General features: G+C 71.8%; 14 protein-coding genes. 6 read left to right on the forward strand and 8 right to left on the reverse strand.

Annotation, left to right across the window (positions count from 1 at the left end; translation table 11 throughout):
• Window positions 1–241 precede the first annotated feature (241 nt).
• From ACFY36_RS30740 to ACFY36_RS30755, 4 genes are read right to left on the reverse strand one after another with little or no spacing between them, the layout of a single operon-like run.
• The gene (locus ACFY36_RS30740) at window positions 242–1,126 is read right to left on the reverse strand and encodes a TauD/TfdA dioxygenase family protein (protein ID WP_499749399.1); all 885 of its coding nucleotides are present in this window, start codon (window positions 1,124–1,126) and stop codon (window positions 242–244) included.
• Window positions 1,123–2,034 (reverse strand): ABC transporter ATP-binding protein, encoded by a 912-nt coding sequence (locus ACFY36_RS30745; protein ID WP_499749400.1) that lies wholly within the window; start codon window positions 2,032–2,034, stop codon window positions 1,123–1,125. The genes ACFY36_RS30740 and ACFY36_RS30745 overlap by 4 nt, the downstream gene beginning before the upstream one ends.
• Window positions 2,021–3,046: a taurine ABC transporter substrate-binding protein gene (locus ACFY36_RS30750; RefSeq protein WP_499749401.1), complete on the reverse strand. Its 1,026-nt coding sequence runs from the start codon at window positions 3,044–3,046 to the stop codon at window positions 2,021–2,023. Before ACFY36_RS30750 ends, ACFY36_RS30745 begins: the two co-directional genes overlap by 14 nt.
• 13 nt (window positions 3,047–3,059) lie before the next feature.
• A complete protein-coding gene (locus tag ACFY36_RS30755) occupies window positions 3,060–3,908 on the reverse strand; it encodes an ABC transporter permease (protein ID WP_499749402.1) in 849 nt (282 codons plus the stop codon).
• Between the two features lie 52 nt (window positions 3,909–3,960).
• Here ACFY36_RS30755 and ACFY36_RS30760 point away from each other — a divergent pair, with 52 nt between their 5' ends.
• Window positions 3,961–7,152 carry a hypothetical protein gene (locus tag ACFY36_RS30760; protein WP_499749403.1) on the forward strand — a complete coding sequence of 1,064 codons (3,192 nt, stop codon included), beginning with the start codon at window positions 3,961–3,963 and terminating at the stop codon, window positions 7,150–7,152.
• Here the strand turns inward: ACFY36_RS30760 and ACFY36_RS30765 are convergent.
• Window positions 7,115–7,972, reverse strand: coding sequence for a glutathione S-transferase C-terminal domain-containing protein (locus ACFY36_RS30765; RefSeq protein ID WP_499749404.1), 858 nt, complete (start codon window positions 7,970–7,972; stop codon window positions 7,115–7,117). The genes ACFY36_RS30760 and ACFY36_RS30765 overlap by 38 nt on opposite strands.
• A gap of 138 nt (window positions 7,973–8,110) precedes the next feature.
• On the opposite strand from ACFY36_RS30765, the gene ACFY36_RS30770 reads away from it, so the two are divergent.
• Complete coding sequence (locus ACFY36_RS30770) at window positions 8,111–8,464, forward strand: YciI family protein (RefSeq protein ID WP_499749405.1); 354 nt, start codon at window positions 8,111–8,113, stop codon at window positions 8,462–8,464.
• Here the strand turns inward: ACFY36_RS30770 and ACFY36_RS30775 are convergent.
• Entirely contained in the window at window positions 8,461–9,642 is a 1,182-nt protein-coding gene (locus ACFY36_RS30775; RefSeq protein WP_499749406.1) for an RNA polymerase sigma factor, read from the reverse strand. The two genes, ACFY36_RS30770 and ACFY36_RS30775, sit on opposite strands and share 4 nt — an antisense overlap.
• A gap of 25 nt (window positions 9,643–9,667) precedes the next feature.
• Between ACFY36_RS30775 and ACFY36_RS30780 the strand changes: the two genes are divergently transcribed.
• The gene (locus ACFY36_RS30780) at window positions 9,668–10,378 is read left to right on the forward strand and encodes a nucleotidyltransferase family protein (RefSeq protein WP_499749407.1); all 711 of its coding nucleotides are present in this window, start codon (window positions 9,668–9,670) and stop codon (window positions 10,376–10,378) included.
• Here the strand turns inward: ACFY36_RS30780 and ACFY36_RS30785 are convergent.
• Window positions 10,317–11,432 (reverse strand): LLM class flavin-dependent oxidoreductase, encoded by a 1,116-nt coding sequence (locus tag ACFY36_RS30785; protein ID WP_499749408.1) that lies wholly within the window; start codon window positions 11,430–11,432, stop codon window positions 10,317–10,319. The genes ACFY36_RS30780 and ACFY36_RS30785 overlap by 62 nt on opposite strands.
• Window positions 11,433–11,506: 74 nt before the next feature.
• On the opposite strand from ACFY36_RS30785, the gene ACFY36_RS30790 reads away from it, so the two are divergent.
• Window positions 11,507–13,675 carry a putative bifunctional diguanylate cyclase/phosphodiesterase gene (locus ACFY36_RS30790; protein ID WP_499749409.1) on the forward strand — a complete coding sequence of 723 codons (2,169 nt, stop codon included), beginning with the start codon at window positions 11,507–11,509 and terminating at the stop codon, window positions 13,673–13,675.
• 6 nt (window positions 13,676–13,681) lie between these two features.
• On the opposite strand, the gene ACFY36_RS30795 is transcribed toward ACFY36_RS30790, so the two are convergent.
• Complete coding sequence (locus ACFY36_RS30795) at window positions 13,682–16,087, reverse strand: phosphoketolase family protein (protein WP_499749410.1); 2,406 nt, start codon at window positions 16,085–16,087, stop codon at window positions 13,682–13,684.
• 133 nt (window positions 16,088–16,220) lie between these two features.
• On the opposite strand from ACFY36_RS30795, the gene ACFY36_RS30800 reads away from it, so the two are divergent.
• On the forward strand, window positions 16,221–17,873 hold the full coding sequence (locus ACFY36_RS30800; RefSeq protein WP_499749411.1) for a sulfatase-like hydrolase/transferase: 1,653 nt from the start codon (window positions 16,221–16,223) through the stop codon (window positions 17,871–17,873).
• A gap of 4 nt (window positions 17,874–17,877) precedes the next feature.
• Window positions 17,878–18,756, forward strand: coding sequence for a nucleoside hydrolase (locus ACFY36_RS30805; RefSeq protein WP_499749412.1), 879 nt, complete (start codon window positions 17,878–17,880; stop codon window positions 18,754–18,756).
• The last annotated feature ends 38 nt before the right edge of the window (window positions 18,757–18,794 follow it).

Here is an 18,794-nt window from a genome sequence, read left to right on the forward strand (position 1 = left end):
TGAACAGCAACACGCGGCCCGCGGCCCGCGGCACGCGGCAGCGCGATCCATCGGCAGGGCGGCACTCGGCAGGCGCGGGGCGCGGCAGGCGACCAGAGCCGAAGCAACCGGCCACCTCGATCCCCACGTCGTCGAGACGTCCGCCGGGGAGGGTGGCTATGGGATGTGCGACCGCCGCCGGGCCGGAAGCCGGACCGGCGGCGGGTGGGCCGCATCAGCCACGCGGAGAGGATAACTGAGATCAGGGAGTGGGTCCTACCGGGACGTCACCCCGGAGCGTGATCCGGTGCATGACCCGGCGGGCGTCCCCATAGTCCCGGTTCGCGTAATGAGCCGTGCTGCGGTTGTCCCACATGGCCACGTCTCCGGGACGCCACCGGTGCCGGACGATGTGCTCCGGCTTTGTCAGGTGGGCGTACAGCAGGTCGAGGATGGCCCGGCTCTCGAACTCGGACACCCCGGTGATGTGCGACGTGAAGCCCGGGTTGACGAAGATGCCCTTCCGGCCGGTCTCAGGATGCACCCGGATCACCGGATGCTCGACCGGGTCGAGGCGCGTCACCACCTCGCCGTCCCACTCGTTGCCCTTGCCGCCCCGGCGCTGGGCCAGGTAGTAGCCGAATTCACGGGTGCCGTCATGCACTGCGGTGAGCTTGTCAACCAAATGCTTGACCGGGTCGGACAGGGAGTCGTACGCCAGTTGGCTGTCCGCCCAATTGGTGTCGCCGCCGGTCGGGGGAAGGGTCACGGCCCGCAGGATCGAACCGAGCGGTGGGCGCCGCATGAACGTGACGTCCGTGTGCCAGACGTCGGCGAAGCCGTTGTCGGTGCTGTCCAGGGCGTACACCTCGGGGTGGGCCTCGTCGACCCCACCGACCACCGGATGTGAGGCGGTGAGCTCGCCGATCCGGCGCCCCAGGGTGACCTGGGCGTCGTCGTCGAGGGTCTGGTCGCGGAAGAACAGCACCTTGCGCTCGACCAGCGCGGCCCGGATCCCGGCGATCTCCTCGTCGGACGCGGCCGCCAGGTCGACGCCGTGCACGACGGCGCCGAAGTGCGGGCCGAGCGATTCATACTCCGCGCCATGCACGACGGCGCCGGAATGGGAGCCGAGCGACTTGATCATGCGGGTGCCTCCTCGTATCTCGATCGGACGGCGGCGCCCACCTCGGCCCGGAGCGCGGCGAAGCGGGGCAGGCCGCGCAGCTCGTCGGGGGTGAGCCCGGTGCGGGGCAGGTCGATGGGCAGGTCCAGGGCGACGCGGCCGGGGCGCGGGGTCAGCACGATCACGCGGCTGCCGAGGAAGACCGCCTCGTCGACGCTGTGGGTGACGAACACGCACGTACGGCCGGTCTCGTGGCTCACCCGCCGCAGATCCTCCTGGAGCCGTTCGCGGGTGAGCGCGTCCAGCGCCGCGAACGGCTCGTCGAGCAGCAGCAGCGGGTTGTCGACGGCCAGCGCCCGGGCGATGGCGACCCGCTGCTGCTGGCCGCCGCTGATCTGCCAGGTGCGGCGCTTGGCCACGTCGTGCAGTCCGACGCGCTCAAGCAGTTGGTTGACTGTGTCAGGCGTGGCCGGCAATCCCGCGTACCGCAAGGCCAGCGCGACGTTGCCGCCCACGCTGCGCCACGGAAAGAGCCGCGGCTGCTGAAAGACCAGCCCGGCCCCCCGCCCGGGCACCGGCGCCGAGAGCGCGCCACCGGCCGAGCGCGACCCGGCCGAGCGCGACCCGGACGAGCGCGACCCGGACGAGCGCTGCCCGGACGACGGGGCGCCCGGTGAGCCTGGCGCAGATGACGGCGCATCCGGTGAACGGGGCTCAGGTCGCGGCGCGCCGGCGGTGCGGACCGAACCCGTCGTCGGGCTTTCGAAGCCCGCGATCAGGCGCAGCAACGTGCTCTTGCCGCAGCCGGACGCGCCGACCAGTACGAGGAACTCGCCGCGGGGGACGGTGACGTCGATCGGGCCGACCGCGGTCACGTCGCCGTAGCGGTGTTCGACACCGTCCAGGACGACCGCCTCAGCTGAGGACATCGGGAAGGCCCTTCACGTAGATCGCCTTCTGCACGTCGGCCAGCGCCGGCACCGCGTCGATCTTCTGCTGGGACTTCAGGAACTCGGCCGCGCTGACCAGGTTGTCCGCCAGCTTGCCGACCGCCGCCTCCGTGCCCAGCCACTCCGGCGAGGACAGGTCGGACGGCTTCAGGAACACGCCCTGCGAAAGCTGGTCCTTGGCGTCGGCCGGGCTCAGGTTCAGCTCGGCCCCGACCGCCTTGGCCGCGGCGTCCGGGTCGCTCGCGATGATGTCCAGGGCCTGCGCCTCCACCTTGCGCCACGCGTCGACCGCCTCCGGGTGCGCGTCGGCGAACGCCGTCGACACCACGCCCAGGTCGAGGGTGGGCTTACCGGCCGTGGCCAGTTCGCGGCTGGCGATCAGGACCTTGCCGGTCTTCTTGATCTCGGCCAGCGACGGCAGCCACGTATATGCCGCGTCCAGGTCGCCGCGGGTCCACGCCGCCTGGATGTCCTGCGGCTCCAGGTCGACGATGTCGACCTCCTTCTCCGGCACGCCCGCCTGTTCCAGGGCCGCGAGCAGCGAGTAGTGCGCGGTCGACGCGAACGGTGTCGCCACCTTCTTGCCCTTCAGCGACGCCACGTCCGTGACGCCGCTGCCGTTGCGGGCCACCAGCGCCTCGTTGTCGCCGGCGACGTCCAGGACGAAGGCCACCTTGTACGGGATGTTCAGCGGCGCCGACAGTCCACGCGCGACCGGGCTCGACCCGATCGCCGCGATGTCGACGCTCTTGGCGACGAAGGCCGTGTTGATGCTCGCCCCGGAGTCGAACTTGGTCCACGTGATCTGGTAGTCGGGCAGGGCCTTCTCGAGCAGCCCCTGGTTCTTGACGATGAGGTCGCCGCTCGGGAACGCCTGATAGGCCAGGCGGATCGTCTTCTCGTCGGCGCTCGCTCCCCCACTGGCGGCGCCGTTGCCGCAGGCGGCCGTTCCGATCGCCGCCACCATGAGAACCGCTGTCAACTTCTTCATGGGAAACCCCTGTCTATGCGCGGCCGCGCCACGGGATCAGCCGGTTCTCGGCCGTCCGCAGCAGGGCGTCGATGAGCAGGCCGGAGAGGCCGATGGCGAACAGACCGAGCACGACCACGTCGGTCTGCGAGTAGCGCTGGGCGTCGCGGACCATGCCGCCGATGCCCGGAACCCCGTTGATGGTCTCGGCCGCGACCACCGAGCTGTAGGCGACGCCGACCGCGAGCCGGACGCCGGTGAAGATCTCCGGCAGCGCGTGCGGCAGTGTCACGTCGCGGGTCACCTGCCAGCGGCCGGCTCCCAGCGCCCGGGCCGCCTCGACCAGGCCGGTCGGCGCGCCCTGCACGGCGGCGGCGGTGGCCACGGCGACCGGCGGCAGTGCGGCGATCGAGAGCAGCCACAGCTTCGGTGTCTCGTCGATGCCGAACCAGATGATGAACAGACTGAAGTACGCCAGCGGCGGCAGCGCCCGCACGAAGGTGACCACCGGTTCGGTGACGACCCGCAGCCAGGTGACGGTGCCCATCAGCAGCCCGAGCACGAGGCCGCCGGCCACGCCGATCACGGACCCGATCAGGATGCGGCGCAGGCTCACCGCGAGGTGCTCGGCGAGCAGGTGCCCGCTGTATCCCCGTACACCGTCATGAACGCTCGAGGTGACGACGAGCTGATGCCAGACAGCGCCGGGCGAGGGAATGAAAGCCGGATTCCGCGTCGTACGGGCGGCCAGCTCCCAAAGTCCGTAGAGGACGACAAGCGCGAGCACCCGCAGGGCGACGCGCCGTCGCCGCTCACCGGACGGCTTGGCAACCGGCTGCGGCCGGGCGACGGCGACGGGTGGCGCATCGAGCGATGTGGTCACGCCCTAATTCCTACTAGACCCATCGGTGATGGGCAAGTGGCATCATGGTCGGATGGTGTTCGGACGGCGCCCCGAGGTGCACGACACCGGCCAGGCCTGGGCCGAGGACCGGTCCGTGGCCAATTCGGGCGTCATCTACGGCGACGTCACGGTGGCCGGAGCGCCGCCGGCCCGCTCGGGCTACCTCCATCAGGTACGCAAAATCGCGCCGGAAGGGCTGCGGGACCGCGAGGCCGAGCTGACCGAGCTGGCCCGCTTCTGCGCCGGCGACGGCTCGAACACGTACGCGTGGTGGCGTGGCGACGCCTGGACGGGCAAGTCGGCACTGATGTCGTGGTTCGTGCTGCACCCGCCGCCGGGCGTGCGGGTCGTGTCCTTCTTCGTGACCGCCCGCTTCGCCGGCAACAACGACCGGGCCGCGTTCGCCGACGTGGTGCTGCTGCAACTGGCCGAGCTGCTCGGCCTGCCAGTTCCGGCCCATGTCACCGAGGCCACCCGCGAGGGCATCCTGCTGGACCTGCTCGACCGGGCCGGCGAGGCCTGCGCCACCGCCGGCGAACGCCTGGTGCTGCTCGTCGACGGCCTCGACGAGGACCGGGGCTCGACCGGCGCCGCCGACGCCCACAGCATCGCCGCCCTGCTGCCGCCCCACCCTCCGCACGGCATCCGCGTCATCGTCTCGGGCCGCCCGCACCCCCCACTGCCCGCCGACGTCCCACCAGGTCACCCTCTTGAAGACCCAGCGGTCGTACGCCCCTTGGCCCGCTCCGCCCGCGCCGTCGTCGTCCGCCGCGACGCCGAACGCGACCTGCGCCGCATGCTCGACGGCACCCCGGCCGAACAGGACGTCCTCGGCTTCCTCACCGCCGCCGCCGGCGGACTGACCACCGCCGACCTGGCCGAGCTGTGCGGCGCCCCCGAGTGGCGGATCCGCGACAACCTCGGCCGCGCCTTCCAGTCCCGCCCCGGCCCTCGCGACTCGAAGGTCTTCCTGCTGGCCCACGAGGAGCTGCAACAGGAGTCGGAGGGCTTCTTCGCCGAGACCGGCCTGGCGGCCTACCGCGCGCGACTGCACGACTGGGCCGACGCGTACCGCGCGCCAGGCTGGCCCGAGAACACCCCCGGATACCTTCTCGACGGCTACGCCCAGCTGCTGCATCAGTCCGGCGCCACCGACCGGCTCGTCCGGCTTGCTACCGACCCGGCCCGCCAGGATCGGTTGCTCGCACAGACCGGCGGCGACGCGAGGGCGCTGATGCTGCTCGCGACCGCCGAGGAGCTGATCGCCGGGGATGCGGTTCCCGATCTGGGCGCGCTGGGCCGCCTCGCCGTGCACCGCGACCGGCTCGCCCGCCGCAACAGCTCGCTTCCCGAGGATCTGCCGGTCGCTTGGGCCGAGTTGGGCGAGATATCCCGGGCCACCGAACTGGCACAGTCCCTGACGAGTCCCGGGGCGCGCATTCGGGTGCTGCCCGTGATGGCGACGGCTCTTGCGGACAGTGGCCAACCCGGACAGGCGGCCGAACTCGTCCGTTCGATCAGAGAGCCCCACATCCGCCTGACCGTCTTGTCGCGGGCGCTCCCGGCCTTTGACGCCGGCACGGTTCGCGCGATCGTCGACGAACTCACACCGGATCTGCGAGCCGCGGACCCGGTGGAACTCGCCCACATCGCGATCGCGCTCGGTGACACCGGCCCGGCCGACGCCATCATGCGGGAGGCGGCCGCGCCGGAGGACACCGAGGAAGCGCTTCTCGGCGCGACCCGCACCGCCGCCGTCCTCACGCAAGCGTTCTGGGCCTCGGGCGAGACCAGGCGGGCCTACGTCGCCGCCCGGCACTCCGCCGCGGCGGCCAAGGCGGCGGGCCGGTGGAGGAATCTCGCCCTGAGCACAGCCATCGAGGCCACGATCGCGGTCGGCGAGTTCAAGCGTGCGATGCGGCTCTGGAGGATGATGCCCGAGGGCGAACGGCACCGCTGGGTGGACGACATCGTGCCGTTGTTCTCGGCGGCCGGTGAGTTCGCCCGGGCCGCCGAGGTCAGCCGGGCAATGGGCCCGGTCATCAGACGAGCGGAGATACTCGCCGGCGTGGCGGAGGCCGCAGCCGACCGGGGCGCGTTCGATGACGCCAGGCGTTACCTGGCCATGGCCGAAGAACTCCAGGACTCGTCGCGCTACTCACCGTTCGCGCTGTTCGACGCCCGGCACGATATCGCCGGCGCCCAGCGAGCGACGGCGGGAGCGATCGCCGCTCTCGGTGACCTCGATGGGGCCGAAACCCTGGCCAGGCAGGCCGATTCGGACACCGGGAACGAAGCCACCGAGACCCTTGTGTCCATCGCGCGCAAGGCCATCGCTCAGGGCCACCCTGAGCGAGCTCGAAAGCTCCTCACCGAGATAGAGGTGACAAACCGGGGCCGGGCCCGCCCGGACATCGACGACTTGGCCCGCCTCCTGTACGCGTCGGCCGCGGCACGGGCGACGGGCCTCTTCTCGTCGATCGCCAGAGATCTGCTGCGCTTGGTCAAAGGATCGCAACGGCGCTGGCCGGTCACGGCGGCGATCGCCGATCTGGCCGGCGGCCTGGGCGACATCGATCTGGTCGGCGAGATCGACGGAATCGTGCGGGATCGCTACCGGGTGGGCGTGCGGTTCGAACGAGCCAACAGCCAGTTCGACGTTGTCGCCGCCATCGCGTGGGCATGGGTGGAGTTGGGCCGCCCCAATCGCAGCGAGGCGTTCACCCATGCGATGCAGTCCGGTCCGGTGCGCCGCCCCCATGCGACGGGCCCGCTGCTGATCGGTGCCGGAGCAGATGCCCTCATCCGCGCGCAGAAAGGCGATTGGGAGGGGGCCGAGGCGGCTGCGGCGGCGGTGCCCGATGCGATCAAGCGCGCCGAGGCGCTGGCCATGGTGGCGCTCCTCCCAGCCGGCGCCGAGATCGCCGCCCTGGCCGAACGGAGCGAGCGATTGCAGCACGAGCTCTTTTTGGGCGGCTTGTTCCGGCGCCCGCCCCCGTCCTCCGGCATCTCGACCGCCGGTGTCCCGGCCGGGGCCGACGTGCGGCCGCCCGCCGGTTGGGCGCGACGGCGACTGGTCGAAGCCATTCGGCTGAACGGGTGGCAGGCGGCGGCCGTGGCCATCGCGGCCATGGACCCGGCGGCCATCGTGTCGACGGCCGAGGAATGGCTGCGCCTGTTCGAGGTCAGTCCCAATCCGGGAGGATCGCGCCCGGGCGGGTGAACGCCGCGAAGTCGGTCGTGTCCCGGAAGGCGGGCAGGCGGTACAGGTTTCGGGCGTAGCGCCACAAGTTCGGGTAGACGTGCAGGCCCGGGTTGATGGTGCGGGCCGCGTTCGGGCCGGCGTCGTAGCGGACCAGCGTCACCCACAGCCGGATGTCGGCCTCGGTCAGCACGCCGCCGATCAGGTGGTCCTCGCCCGACAGGCGGGCGTCCAGGCGCTCGAAGGCGCCGAGCAGGGCGGCCCGGGCCTGGCCGTCGGTGGCCGCCGCGTCGGCGCCCTGGTTCACCGCGGGGCGCAGCCAGCGGTCCAGCTCGTCGATCTCGTCGCGCAGGGCCGGTGGGTACGTCTCCACCGGCGCCGCGGCCAGATGGCGGAAGCGGGTCGCCAGGTCGACGCCGATCGCCGTCGGGTCGTTGCTCACCACCCTGGTGGTGAAACGGTCCCACAGGGCCGGCACGCCGGCATGACCCGTGAAGCCCTCGACCGTGGCCTCGTACGCCTCGCTCAGCAGCGTGAAACCGTTGACCGGGTCGGGGCCGTTGAGGGCGCGGAACGCCCATCCTCGGCCGTCGCGCTGGTTGTCGACGTACGACATGGTGACGATGTCGTGCAGACCCGCCAGCTCGCGGGTGATGGCGAGCCGGTGGGTCCACGGACAGAAGCGGCCGCCGTAGACGTGGTAGCGGAACGGCCGGGCGGTGAACTCGCCGTCCGCGGTGATCCGGCCGGTGAAGGAGACTGGCGTCCGGGGCCGGTATTCGCCGTAGGCCGCGACGTCGACGGGGGTGGCCAGGTGGGTTCGGGCGGACAGGTGCGGCACGGGGGCCTCCTCCGGTCGGATCGGCTCACCATAATTCCTATAGGCAGACTAGGCAATAAGACTTTTTCCGGCCGGCATGTCGATTCCGCGGCGGGCCGATCGTCATCCGAGGACGGATCCGAGAAGAAGGAGCGCGGCATGCGGTACGTGATGATCATCGTGGGTGACGAGACGGCCTGGTACGAGCCGAAGCTTCCCGACGGGCTCATGGACGAGGTCGGCGCCTGGTGGGGCAAGTGGTTCGAGGCCGGGAAGATCGCTGATGGCGGTGCCGAGCTCCAGCGGACGGAGACGGCCAGGACGGTCGGCGCCGGCGACGGCGGCCGGCCCACCGTGACCGACGGGCCGTTCGTGGAGCTCAAGGAGCAGATCGGCGGCTTCATCCACCTGGTCGCGGACGACATCGACGACGCCGTGGCGGTGGCCGCGACCTGGCCGGGCATCGCGGCGGTCGGCGACCGGGTCGAGGTGCGGCCCGTGCTCGAGCGCTAGAAGGCGCCGAGTTTCCGGCGGAGCAGCTCACGCTCCGCCGGATTCGCCGCCAGGGCCAGGGCGCGCCGGGTCGCCTCGACGGCCTCCCCGGCGCGCCCGAGCCGGCCCAGCAGGTCGGCGCGGGTGGCGTGCCACAGGCGATAGCCCACCAGCCGGTCCTCCAGGGCGTCCACCTCGTCCAGCGCGGCCGCCGGGCCGAGCACGAAACCGGTCGCCACGGCGCGGCTCAGCGACACGACCGGCGACGGCTGGAGCACCTGCAAGCTGTCGTAGAGGGCGCGCACGGCCCGCCAGTCGGTCTTCTCGTACGAGGACGCCAGGGCGTGCTGGGCCGCGATCGCGGCCTGCAACTGGTACGGCCCGGGGCGGTCCCGCCGAGCGGCGAGCGCCAACCGGCGTACGGCCGAATGAATGGCCTGAAGGTCCCACAGCGACCGGTCCTGATCCTCCAGCAGCACGATGCGGCCCTCGGCGTCGAACCGGCCGGCCGAGCGCGCCTCGTGCAGCTCCACCAGCGCGGCCAGACCGGCCGCCTCCGGTTCGGCGGGCATCAGAGCGGCCAGTTGCCGCGCCAGGTCGAGGCCCTCGCGGGCCAGCTCGGGCCGCCGCGCGGTGTAGCCCTCGTTGTAGATCAGATAGAGCACGGTCAGCACCGCGGGCAGACGGGAACCGTACTCCCCGGCGGCCGGCACCTCCACCCGTACCCCCTGGTCCCGAAGGGTTTTGCGGGCCCGGACCAGACGCTGGGCGAGAGTCGCCCTCGGCAGCAGGAACGCCGCGGCGATCGCGTCGGCCGGCAGGCCGGCCACCGCGTGCAGGGTGAGGGCCATACGGGACGGCTCGGGCAGGGCGGGATGACAGCAGGCGAAGATCAGCGCGAGACGGTCGTCCGGTGCCGGTTCGGGCGGGGGCGTACGGGCGAGGACCGCCAGCTTCGCCCGGCCGCCCGCCTCCCGGCGCATCGCGTCGACGGCTTTGCGCCACGCGGTGGTGACCAGCCACCCGGCCGGATTGGCGGGAACGCCCTCGTCCGGCCAGTGCCGCAGGGCCGACGCGGTGGCCTCCTGCAGCGCCTCCTCGGCCCGGTCGAGGTCGCCGAGCCGCCGGGCGAGCACCCCCAGCATGCCGGCGGCGTCGGACCGCCAGGCCCGGTCGAGAGCCTCCCGCACCTCACCCACCCCGCAAGTCTGCCAGGATCACCGGATGGAACCGGTGGACGTCGCCCGCGAGATCGTCGAGGACCGCTTTCCGGGGGCCGACTGGGCCCTGCTCACCGGCAGCGTGCTCACCGCCGCGCGGACGGCCGGCTCCGATCTCGACATCGTCGTGATGCTTCCCCCGGGCGGGACGGCTCATCGCGAGAGCCTGCGTCACCGGGGCTGGCCGGTGGAGCTGTTCGTGCAGACTCCGGAGCGGCTCACCGAGTTCCTGGCGCGGGAGCTGGCCGCGCGCAAGCCCAGCACCCATCGCATGCTGGCCCGCGGCGCCGTGCTCGTCGGCGACCCGGGTGACCTGCCGGCGCGCTGCGCCCGGGTCCTGGCCGACGGCCCCGGCCCGCTGCCCGCCGGCGAGCGCGACCGGCTGCGCTACGGCCTGACCGACCTGCTCGACGACCTCGGACACGCGACCGACCCGGGCGAGCGTCTCGTCATCGCCGCGACCGTGTGGACGGAGGCGGCGCGGGCCTGTCTGGCCTTCGCCGGGCGCTGGATCAGCCAAGGCAAGTGGCTGCTGCGGGAGCTGCGCGAGCTCGACCCGGGGCTGGCCGAGCGCTGGCTGGCCGCCCGCGACGAGCCCGCCGCCTTCACGGCCGAGGTGCTCGACCGCAACGGCGGGCCGCTCTTCGAAGGATTCAGCTCCATTCCTTCGCCAGCAGCTCGAACGAGCGAACCCGGTCCGCGTGGTCGTACGTGATCGTGGTGACCAGCAACTCGTCGGCCCCGGTCACGCGCTGGAGGGTCCGCAGGCGCTCGGCGACCGTGGCCGGAGAACCCACGAACTGGGTGCGCACCCGGTCGTCGACCAGGGCCCGCTCCTCGCCGGTCCACTCGTGGGCCAGGGCGTCCTCCACGCTCGGGTACGGGATGGCGCCCTTGCCGCTGCGGACGCTGGCCACCCACAGACCGAACGGGGCGGCCAGCCGCCGCGCGGTCTCGTCGTCGCCGGCCACCAGGACGTCGGCCGACACCATGACGCGGGGCTCGCTCAGCCGCGGCGAGGGCTTGAAGGCGGCACGGTACGCCTCGACGGCCTCCAGAACCTTGGCCGGCGCCACGTGATAGTTGGCCGCGAAGGGCAGCCCGCGCTGCCCGGCCACCCGGGCGCTCTCGCCGCCGCTCGAACCCAGCAGCCAGATCTCGAGGTCGGCCCCCTCGCCGGGCACGGCCCGGGCCTCGTTGCCCTCGGCGTCGGTGTACGGGCCCGCGAGCAGCGCCCCGATCTGGTCGAGGATCTCGTCGAGCCCGGGCGACTGGGCGCCGGGCTGGGACAGCAGCGAGGCCAGCAGGGCCGAGCGCGAGGAGACGTGGATCGGCGCCCACGAGAAGTGCGCGGGGATGAGCAGGCCGTCGACCACCCGCTCGGGCGCGGGCTCCCTGACCGCCGCGATCTCGGAGACCGCCTCCTTGCGCTGCTGGCCCGACCGGCCCAGCCCGAGGTCGAAGCGCCCCGGGTACAGGGCGTCGAGCAGGCCGAACTGCTCGACGATGGTCAGGGCCGTCTGGTGCCCGGTCTGCACCGCGCCCGACCCGAGCCGGATCCGCTCGGTGGCCGCCGCGATCTGCCCGAGCAGCAGGGCCGGCTGCGAGCTGGCCACGCCGGGCGTGAAGTGGTGCTCGGCCACCCAGTACCGGTGATAGCCGAACCGCTCGGCGTGGCGGGCGAGGTCGATGGTGCGGCGCAGGGCGTCGCCGGCGGTGCCACCGGCGACGAGCGGGCTGAGGTCGAGGATCGACAGGGGAACGGCCATCCCTATTTCCTATCGCCAAACTAGGTTTTAGACAAGACCTCAAGTTTCCCGGCGCCCGGCCGAACAAGCGGGGAGTGAGCCGGGAACGGGTGTGGTGCTGGTGGCTCGCGGCCGGAGTGCTCGCGATCATCGGTCAGTACGTGCTGCCCGTGGACGGGCTGGCCGCTTCGCTGCTGTACGACGCGATCGGGCTGGCGTCCGGGCTGACGGTGCTCGCCGCCGTGCGCCTGCACCGCCCGGCGCGGCCCGCCATGTGGTACTGGTTCGCGGCCGGCCAGCTCACCTTCGTGCTGGGTGACTTCACCTACGAGTACTACCAGCACGTGCTGCATCTGGAGCCGTATCCGTCTCTCGCCGACGTGTTCTACCTGGCGTCGTACCCCATGCTGGCCGTCGGTCTTCTCCTGCTCGTGCGGGGCAGCCGCGGCAACCTGATCGACGCCGCGATCGTGGCCATCGGCCTGGGCCTGGTCTACTGGGTGTTCGTCGTCTACCCGGTCGTCGTCGGGGACGCCGACTCGGCCTTGGAACGCTTCACCAGCACCGCCTATCCGGCGGCTGATGTGCTCCTGCTGGCCCTGCTGGCGCGGCTGCTGACCGGTGCCCGCATCGCCAGTCCCAGCGTGTGGATGCTGGCCGCCGCGGTCACCCTCATGTTCGCCGCCGACACCGGCTTCGCGCTGCTCAGCGACACCCACCCGGCGGACCCGGCGTTCCTGCTGTCGTACGTGGTGTGGGCCGCCGCCGCGCTGCACCCGTCCATGCGCCGCGGCTACACCGCGGGCGAGACCCCGGGGGTGGGCCGCGGCCGCCTGCTGCTGTTCGGCGCCTGCTCGCTGCTGTCACCGGCCCTGCTGTTCATGCCCACGGTCCGCGACGAGCAGCACGACCTGATCTCGGTGGCGGTCGCCAACGCCGTCCTGTTCCTGCTGGTGATCACCCGGATGGCCGGTTTCGTCAAGCAGCTCGACCGCGCCGCCCTCACCGACGACCTGACCGGCCTGGCCAGCCGGCGCCGCGTCGTGCAGGCCCTGCGCGAGGCCGGGCGCCCGCAGCTGGCCCTGCTCGGCCTCAACGGCTTCAAGAACGTCAACGACGAGCTGGGCCGCCCGGTCGGCGACCGGGTGCTGACCCTGCTGGCGGCCCGACTGCGGTCCGGCGCCCCGGCCGGCGCGGTGGTGGCCCGCATCGGCGGCGACGAGTTCGCCGTCCTGCTCCCCCACGCCACGGCCGACGAGGCCCGCGCGCTGGCGGCCCGGTTCTCGGACACGCTGCGCCACCCGGTCACGGCCGGCGGCCACGAGCTGTACGTGGGGGTGGCCATCGGGCTGGCCGGCGGCACCGGCGTGGACGCCGAGGAGCTGCTGCGCCAGGCCGAGGCGGCGATGTACGCGGCCAAGCAGACCGGCGATCCGGTACGCCGGTGGACGCCCACCCTCGACGAGCGGGCCGGCGAGAACGCGCGCCTCGGCGGGGAGATCCGGGCCGCCCTGGACAGCGGCCAGTTCCGGGTCGTCTACCAGCCGATCGTCGAACTGCCCACGGGCCGCGTGGCGGCGGTCGAGGCGCTGGTCCGCTGGGAGCATCCGCTGCGCGGCATGGTGAGCCCGGCCGACTTCGTGCCGGTGGCCGAGCGCAACGGGCTCATCGTCGAGCTGGGCGAGTGGATCCTGCGCACCGCCTGCCACCGGATGGCGGCCTGGCGCGAGTCGCTGGGCCCGCTGGCCCCGGACCGGGTCAGCGTGAACGTCTCGGCCCGCCAGCTGGCCCGGCACGGCTTCGCCGCCACGGTGGCGGCGGTGCTGGCCGAGACCGGCCTGCCGCCGCGATGCCTGGCGGTCGAGATGACCGAGACGGCGGTCTTCGAGGGCGGCCAGGCGGTGGTCACGCTCAACGAGCTGCGCGCGCTGGGGGTGCGGATCGCCCTGGACGACTTCGGCACCGGCCACAGCTCGCTGAACCTGCTCCAGACGGTCCCGGTCGACATCCTGAAGGTCGACAAGTCCTTCGTGGACAACATCACCGAGGCCGGCCGGCACACGGTCATCGCCGAGGCCCTCATCCAGGTGAGCCAGGGCCTGGGCCTGGCCGCCGTGGCCGAGGGCGTGGAGACGGCAGCCCAGGCCGAGACCTTGCACCGCCTCGGCTACCGCCTCCTGCAGGGCTACTATTTCGGCCGCCCGGTCGCCGACCCCGACTTCGCCCTGTCCACGGCCGTCGCGGTCACACCGGTGAAGAGCTGACGGCGCTCAGGACCGCGTCGCCCAGTCGCCCAGGGTCCAGTCGCGGACCTCGGGCATGTCCTCCAAGTGCTCGACCACGTACGCCTCGTGGCGGGCCAGCTGGGACTCGCACCACTTCTTCAGGTCCTCGGCGCCGCGCGGGAGGCGCTTCGCGTTGTTGATCGCGTCCATCACCAGGTGGTAGCGCGACGCCTTGTTACGGACCGTCATGTCGAACGGCGTCGTCGTCGTGCCCTGCTCGATGAAGCCGCGCACCCGGAACCGGTCGGCGTCCGGGCGGCCGTGCACCAGCTGGTGGATCGCCCCGGGGTAGCCGTGGAAGGCGAATACCACGTCCACCGTGTCGGTGAACAGCTCGGTGAACAGGGTCTCGCTCATGCCGTGCGGGTGGTCCTTCGGGCGGGGCAGCGTCATCAGGTCGACCACGTTGACCACCCGCACGCGCAGGCCGGGCAGCTTGTCGCGCAGGATCTGGGCCGCCGCCACCGTCTCCATCGTCACCACGTCGCCCGCGCAGGCCAGCACGATGTCCGGGTCGCTGTGACCGTCGTCGGTGCCCGCCCAGTCCCACACGCCGGCGCCGCGGGTGCAGTGCTCGATCGCCTCGTCCATGGTCAGCCACTGCAGCTGCGGCTGCTTGTCGATGACGATCAGGTTGACGTAGTTGCGGCTGCGGAAGCAGTGGTCGGCCACCGACAGCAGGCAGTTCGCGTCCGGCGGCAGGTAGATGCGGCTCACGTCGCCGCGGGCCGTCAGCACCACCTGGATGAGGCCGGGGCCCTGGTGGCTGAAGCCGTTGTGGTCGTTGCGCCACGCCGTCGAGGTCAGCAGCACGTTCAGGCTGGGCACCTTGGCCCGCCACGGCAGGTGGTTGGCCTCCTCCAGCCACTTGCTGTGCTGCACCGTCTGCGACGCGCTGACCATGGCGAACGCCTCGTATGTGGCGAACAGCCCGTGCCGGCCGGTCAGGTTGTAGCCCTCCAGCCACCCGTGGCAGTTGTGCTCCGAGAGCACCTCCATGACCCGCCCGTCCGGGCCGATCGCCACGTCGTCGCCGGTGACGTGCTCCATGAAGGCCCGGTCGGAGACCTCGAACACCGCGCCGAGCCGGTTGCTGTTCGTCTCGTCGGGGCTGAACAGCCGGAACCGGTCGGGGTTGCGGCTGTACATGTCGCGCATCATCTCGCCGAGCCGCCGGGTCGACTCGACCCGCTCGGTGGCCGGCTGGTCGACCTTCACCGCGTAGTCGCGGAAGTCGGGCAGGTCGAGGTCGCGGGTGATCAGGCCGCCGTTGGCGTGCGGGGTGGCGCTCATCCGCTTGTCGCCCTGGGGCGCGGCGCCGGCCACGACCTCGACCGGCCGGCCGTCAGCGTCGAAGAGCTCTTCCGGCTTGTACGACTTCAGCCACTGCTCCAGCAATGCCAGATGCTCAGGGTTCTCGCGCACCCCGGCCAGCGGCACCTGGTGCGCGCGCCACGTGCCGGCGACCTGCACTCCGTCGACCGACGACGGGCCGGTCCACCCCTTGGGGGTTCGCAGCACGATCAGCGGCCATCGGGGGCGGGCGCCGTCCCCGTGGCCGCCGGACCGGGCCGCCTGCTGGATGGCGCGGATGCGTGAATAGGCCGAGGCGAGCGCCTCGGCGAAGCGGGTGTGCATGCCCGGCAGGTCGGAGCCCTCGACCTCGATGACCTCGTAGCCGTGGCCGCTGAGCAGCTCGCGCACCTCGGCCGGGTCCTTGCGGGCCAGCACGGTCGGCCCGGAGATCTTCGCCCCGTTCAGGTGCAGGATGGGCAGGACCGCCCCGTCGTGCTTCGGGTTGAGGAACGAGATGCCCTTCCACGAGCCCTCCAGCGGGCCCGTCTCGGCCTCGCCGTCGCCGACCACCGCGATCGCCAGCAGATCGGGGTTGTCCATCACCGCGCCGAACGCGTGCACCAGGACGTAGCCCAGCTCGCCGCCCTCGTGGATCGAGCCGGGGGTGGTCACCGACACGTGACTGGGGATGCCGCCGGGGCTGGAGAACTGGCGGAACAGCCGCAGCATGCCCTCCTCGTCCTGGGTGACCTGGGGATAGATTTCGCTGTACGTGCCCTCGAGATATCCCGCCGCGACGAGCGCGGGACCGCCGTGGCCGGGGCCGGTCAGATAGAGCGCCTCCTGCCCGGTGTGGCGGATGAGCCGGGAGACGTGGGCGTAGACGAACGACAGGCCGGGGCTGGTGCCCCAGTGCCCGAGCAGCCGGGGTTTGATGTGCTCGGCCTTGAGGGGTTCCCGCAGCAGGGGGTTGGCCTGCAGATAGATCTGGCCGATGGTCAGGTAGTTGGCGGCACGCCACCAGGCGTCCATCTGGGCGATTTCCGCCTCGCTGGGCGCGGCTAGCAGGTCCGAGGTCGCCGTCGGCACGGGCATGTCCTCTCACTTCGCGGTCGTTGGCTTGAACCTAGGCCTACCCACTGGGCGGCCATAGAGTCTTTGGTACTGCTCCGAAGTGACTTTGGAGTGTCGGTGAACCGTCCGGCCCTGTGAATCCGTTCCCCCTGGCGTGCCGCTACGCGTTCGTGCCCTCTTCCGCCACCCCCGGTTCCAGCTCGCGCTCACCGTTCTGGCCGGATTGCTCCTTTTCTCCTTTCTGATCTTCCCCAACATCCTGTCCCGGCTGACTCCTGGGGCATTTGTCCGCATCCCGATCGAGGCGGCGTTCGTCGTCGCGATCCTGATGTTCCTGCCGACGAGAGCGCGGCGCGTCGTCGCCGTCGTCACCGGCGTGCTCCTGGGCTGGCTCGTCATCGAGAAGTGCCTGGACATGGGCTTCTTCGAGGAGCTGAACCGCCCGTTCGACCCGGTGCTCGACTGGGTCCTGTTCGACGACGCCTTCAGCTTCGTGGTCGACTCCTACGGCCGGCCCGCCGCGATCGGCGCCGTCGCCGCCATCCTGCTGCTGGTCGGCGCGGTCCTCGCGCTCACCTGCTGGTCGGTGCTGCGGATCGGCGCGCTCGCGGCCCGGCACCGCCGCCGCTCGGCGGTCGCCGCCGGCGGCGTACTGGTGGCTTGGGCTTTGACTTTCTCTCTCGGTGTCTCGGTGTACGGGGCCGTGCCCGTCGCCGCGCGCAGCAGCGCCACCTACGCCTGGGACCGCGCCCACCAGGCCCGGGCCGGGCTGCGGGACGAGGCGAACTTCGCCAAGGAGGTCGCGAACGACGCCTTCCGCGCCGTCCCGGCCGACCAGATCCTGTCCGGGCTCAAGGGCAAGGACGTCATCTTCACCTTCGTCGAGAGCTACGGCCGCAGCGCCGTCGAGACGCCGGCCCTGGCCGAGCTGGTCGACCCGGTCCTCGACAACGGCACCGCCCAGCTGACGAAGGCCGGCTACGCGGCCCGCAGCGGCTGGCTCACCTCGCCCACTTTCGGCGGCGGCAGCTGGCTGGCCCACTCCACCTTCGAGTCCGGGCTGTGGATCAACAACGAGCAGCGCTACCGCAACCTGGTCTCGACCGACCGGCTCACCCTGACCCGCGCCTTCAAGAACGCCGGCTCCCGCACGGTCAGCGTCATGCCGGGCGCCACCCGGGCCTGGCCCGAGGGCAACTTCTACGGCTACGACCAGGTGTGGGACTCGCGCAACCTCGGCTACAACGGGCCGAAGTTCAGCTGGGCGCCGATGCCCGACCAGTACACGCTCAAGCAGCTCAACACCATCGAGTACAAGAAGCCGGGCCGCGGCCCGCTGATGGTGGAGCTGCCGCTGGTCTCCAGCCACACCCCGTGGGCGCCGATCCCCGACTATCTGCCCGACTGGGATCAGGTCGGGGACGGTTCCGTGTACGCCAAGATGGTCGCCGACGGCACCAAGCCCAAGGCGCTGTGGGCCGAGCCGAAGAAGGTCCGGGCCGAGTACGGCAGGTCCATCCAGTACTCGCTGACCACGCTGATCAACTGGATCACCCTGTACGGCGACGACAACCTGGTGATGGTGTTCCTGGGCGACCACCAGCCGTCGCCGATCGCGGCCGGGGCCAACGCCAGCCACGACGTGCCGATCACCATCGTGGCCAAGGATCCGAAGGTGCTCGACCGGATCACCGCCTGGAACTGGGCCGACGGGCTGCGGCCCCTGCCGGCCACGCCGGTGTGGCCGATGAACGCGTTCCGGGACCGTTTCTTCGCCGCGTTCGGGACGCCGGCTCCCGCATCATGAGGGCATGATCTTCTATCTCGACTGTGACACCGGCATCGACGACGCGATCGCCATCGCCTTCCTGCTGGCGAGCCCGGGCGTCGATCTGGCCGGCATCGGCACGGTCAACGGCAACACCGCGGCCGGTCAGGCCGCGCGCAACACCCTGGGGCTGCTCGCCCTGGCCGGCCGCGACGACATTCCGGTCGCGGTCGGCGAGGGCGAGATCAAGCGCGGGGCGAAGGCCGTGCACGGCGGCAACGGTGTCGGCGGGGTGGCGCTGCCCGAGGGGCGACGGCCCGACCCTCGTACGAGCGCGGAAATGCTTTCAGACCTTTCCCGTGAGTACGCCGGTGAGCTGCACCTCCTGGCCACGGGACCGTGCACGAATCTCGCGCTGGCGTTGCGGCGGGACCCCTCTCTCCCGTCGAGGATCAAGACGGTCACGGTGATGGGCGGCGCGGTCCGCGTGCCCGGCAACGTGACACCCCGGGCCGAGGCCAACATCGGCGACGACCCGGTCTCGGCCGGCGAGGTCCTCCAGGCCGCGTGGCCGGTCACCCTCGTGCCGCTCGACGTGACCTTGCAGCACCGGTGGACCGAGCAGGACCGCGCTTCGCTGGCGGACACCCCGCTGGGCCGGGCGCTTTCCGGCATGCTGCCGGCTTATCTCGATTTCTATGAGGGCCGTACGGGGTCCCGGGCTGTCCCGCTGCATGATCCCCTCGCCGCCGCGATCGCCGTCGGCGCGCTCGAGCCCACCGACGCGCCTTCGCTTCCGCTGCGCGTGGCCGCCGACGGTCACATTTCCGAGACGGGCGACAAAACGGTCCGGGTCGTCCTGGCCGCTCCCGCCGCCACCTCCATGATCATTCTGCGGCGGATCAACGGAATCAGCGGCTGAGCTATCGCGCAAACAACAGATCATTAGTAGCATCGCGC

Source organism: Actinoplanes sp. NPDC000266 (assembly GCF_042899005.1).
In the GTDB taxonomy this organism is placed as follows: Bacteria; Actinomycetota; Actinomycetes; order Mycobacteriales; family Micromonosporaceae; genus Actinoplanes.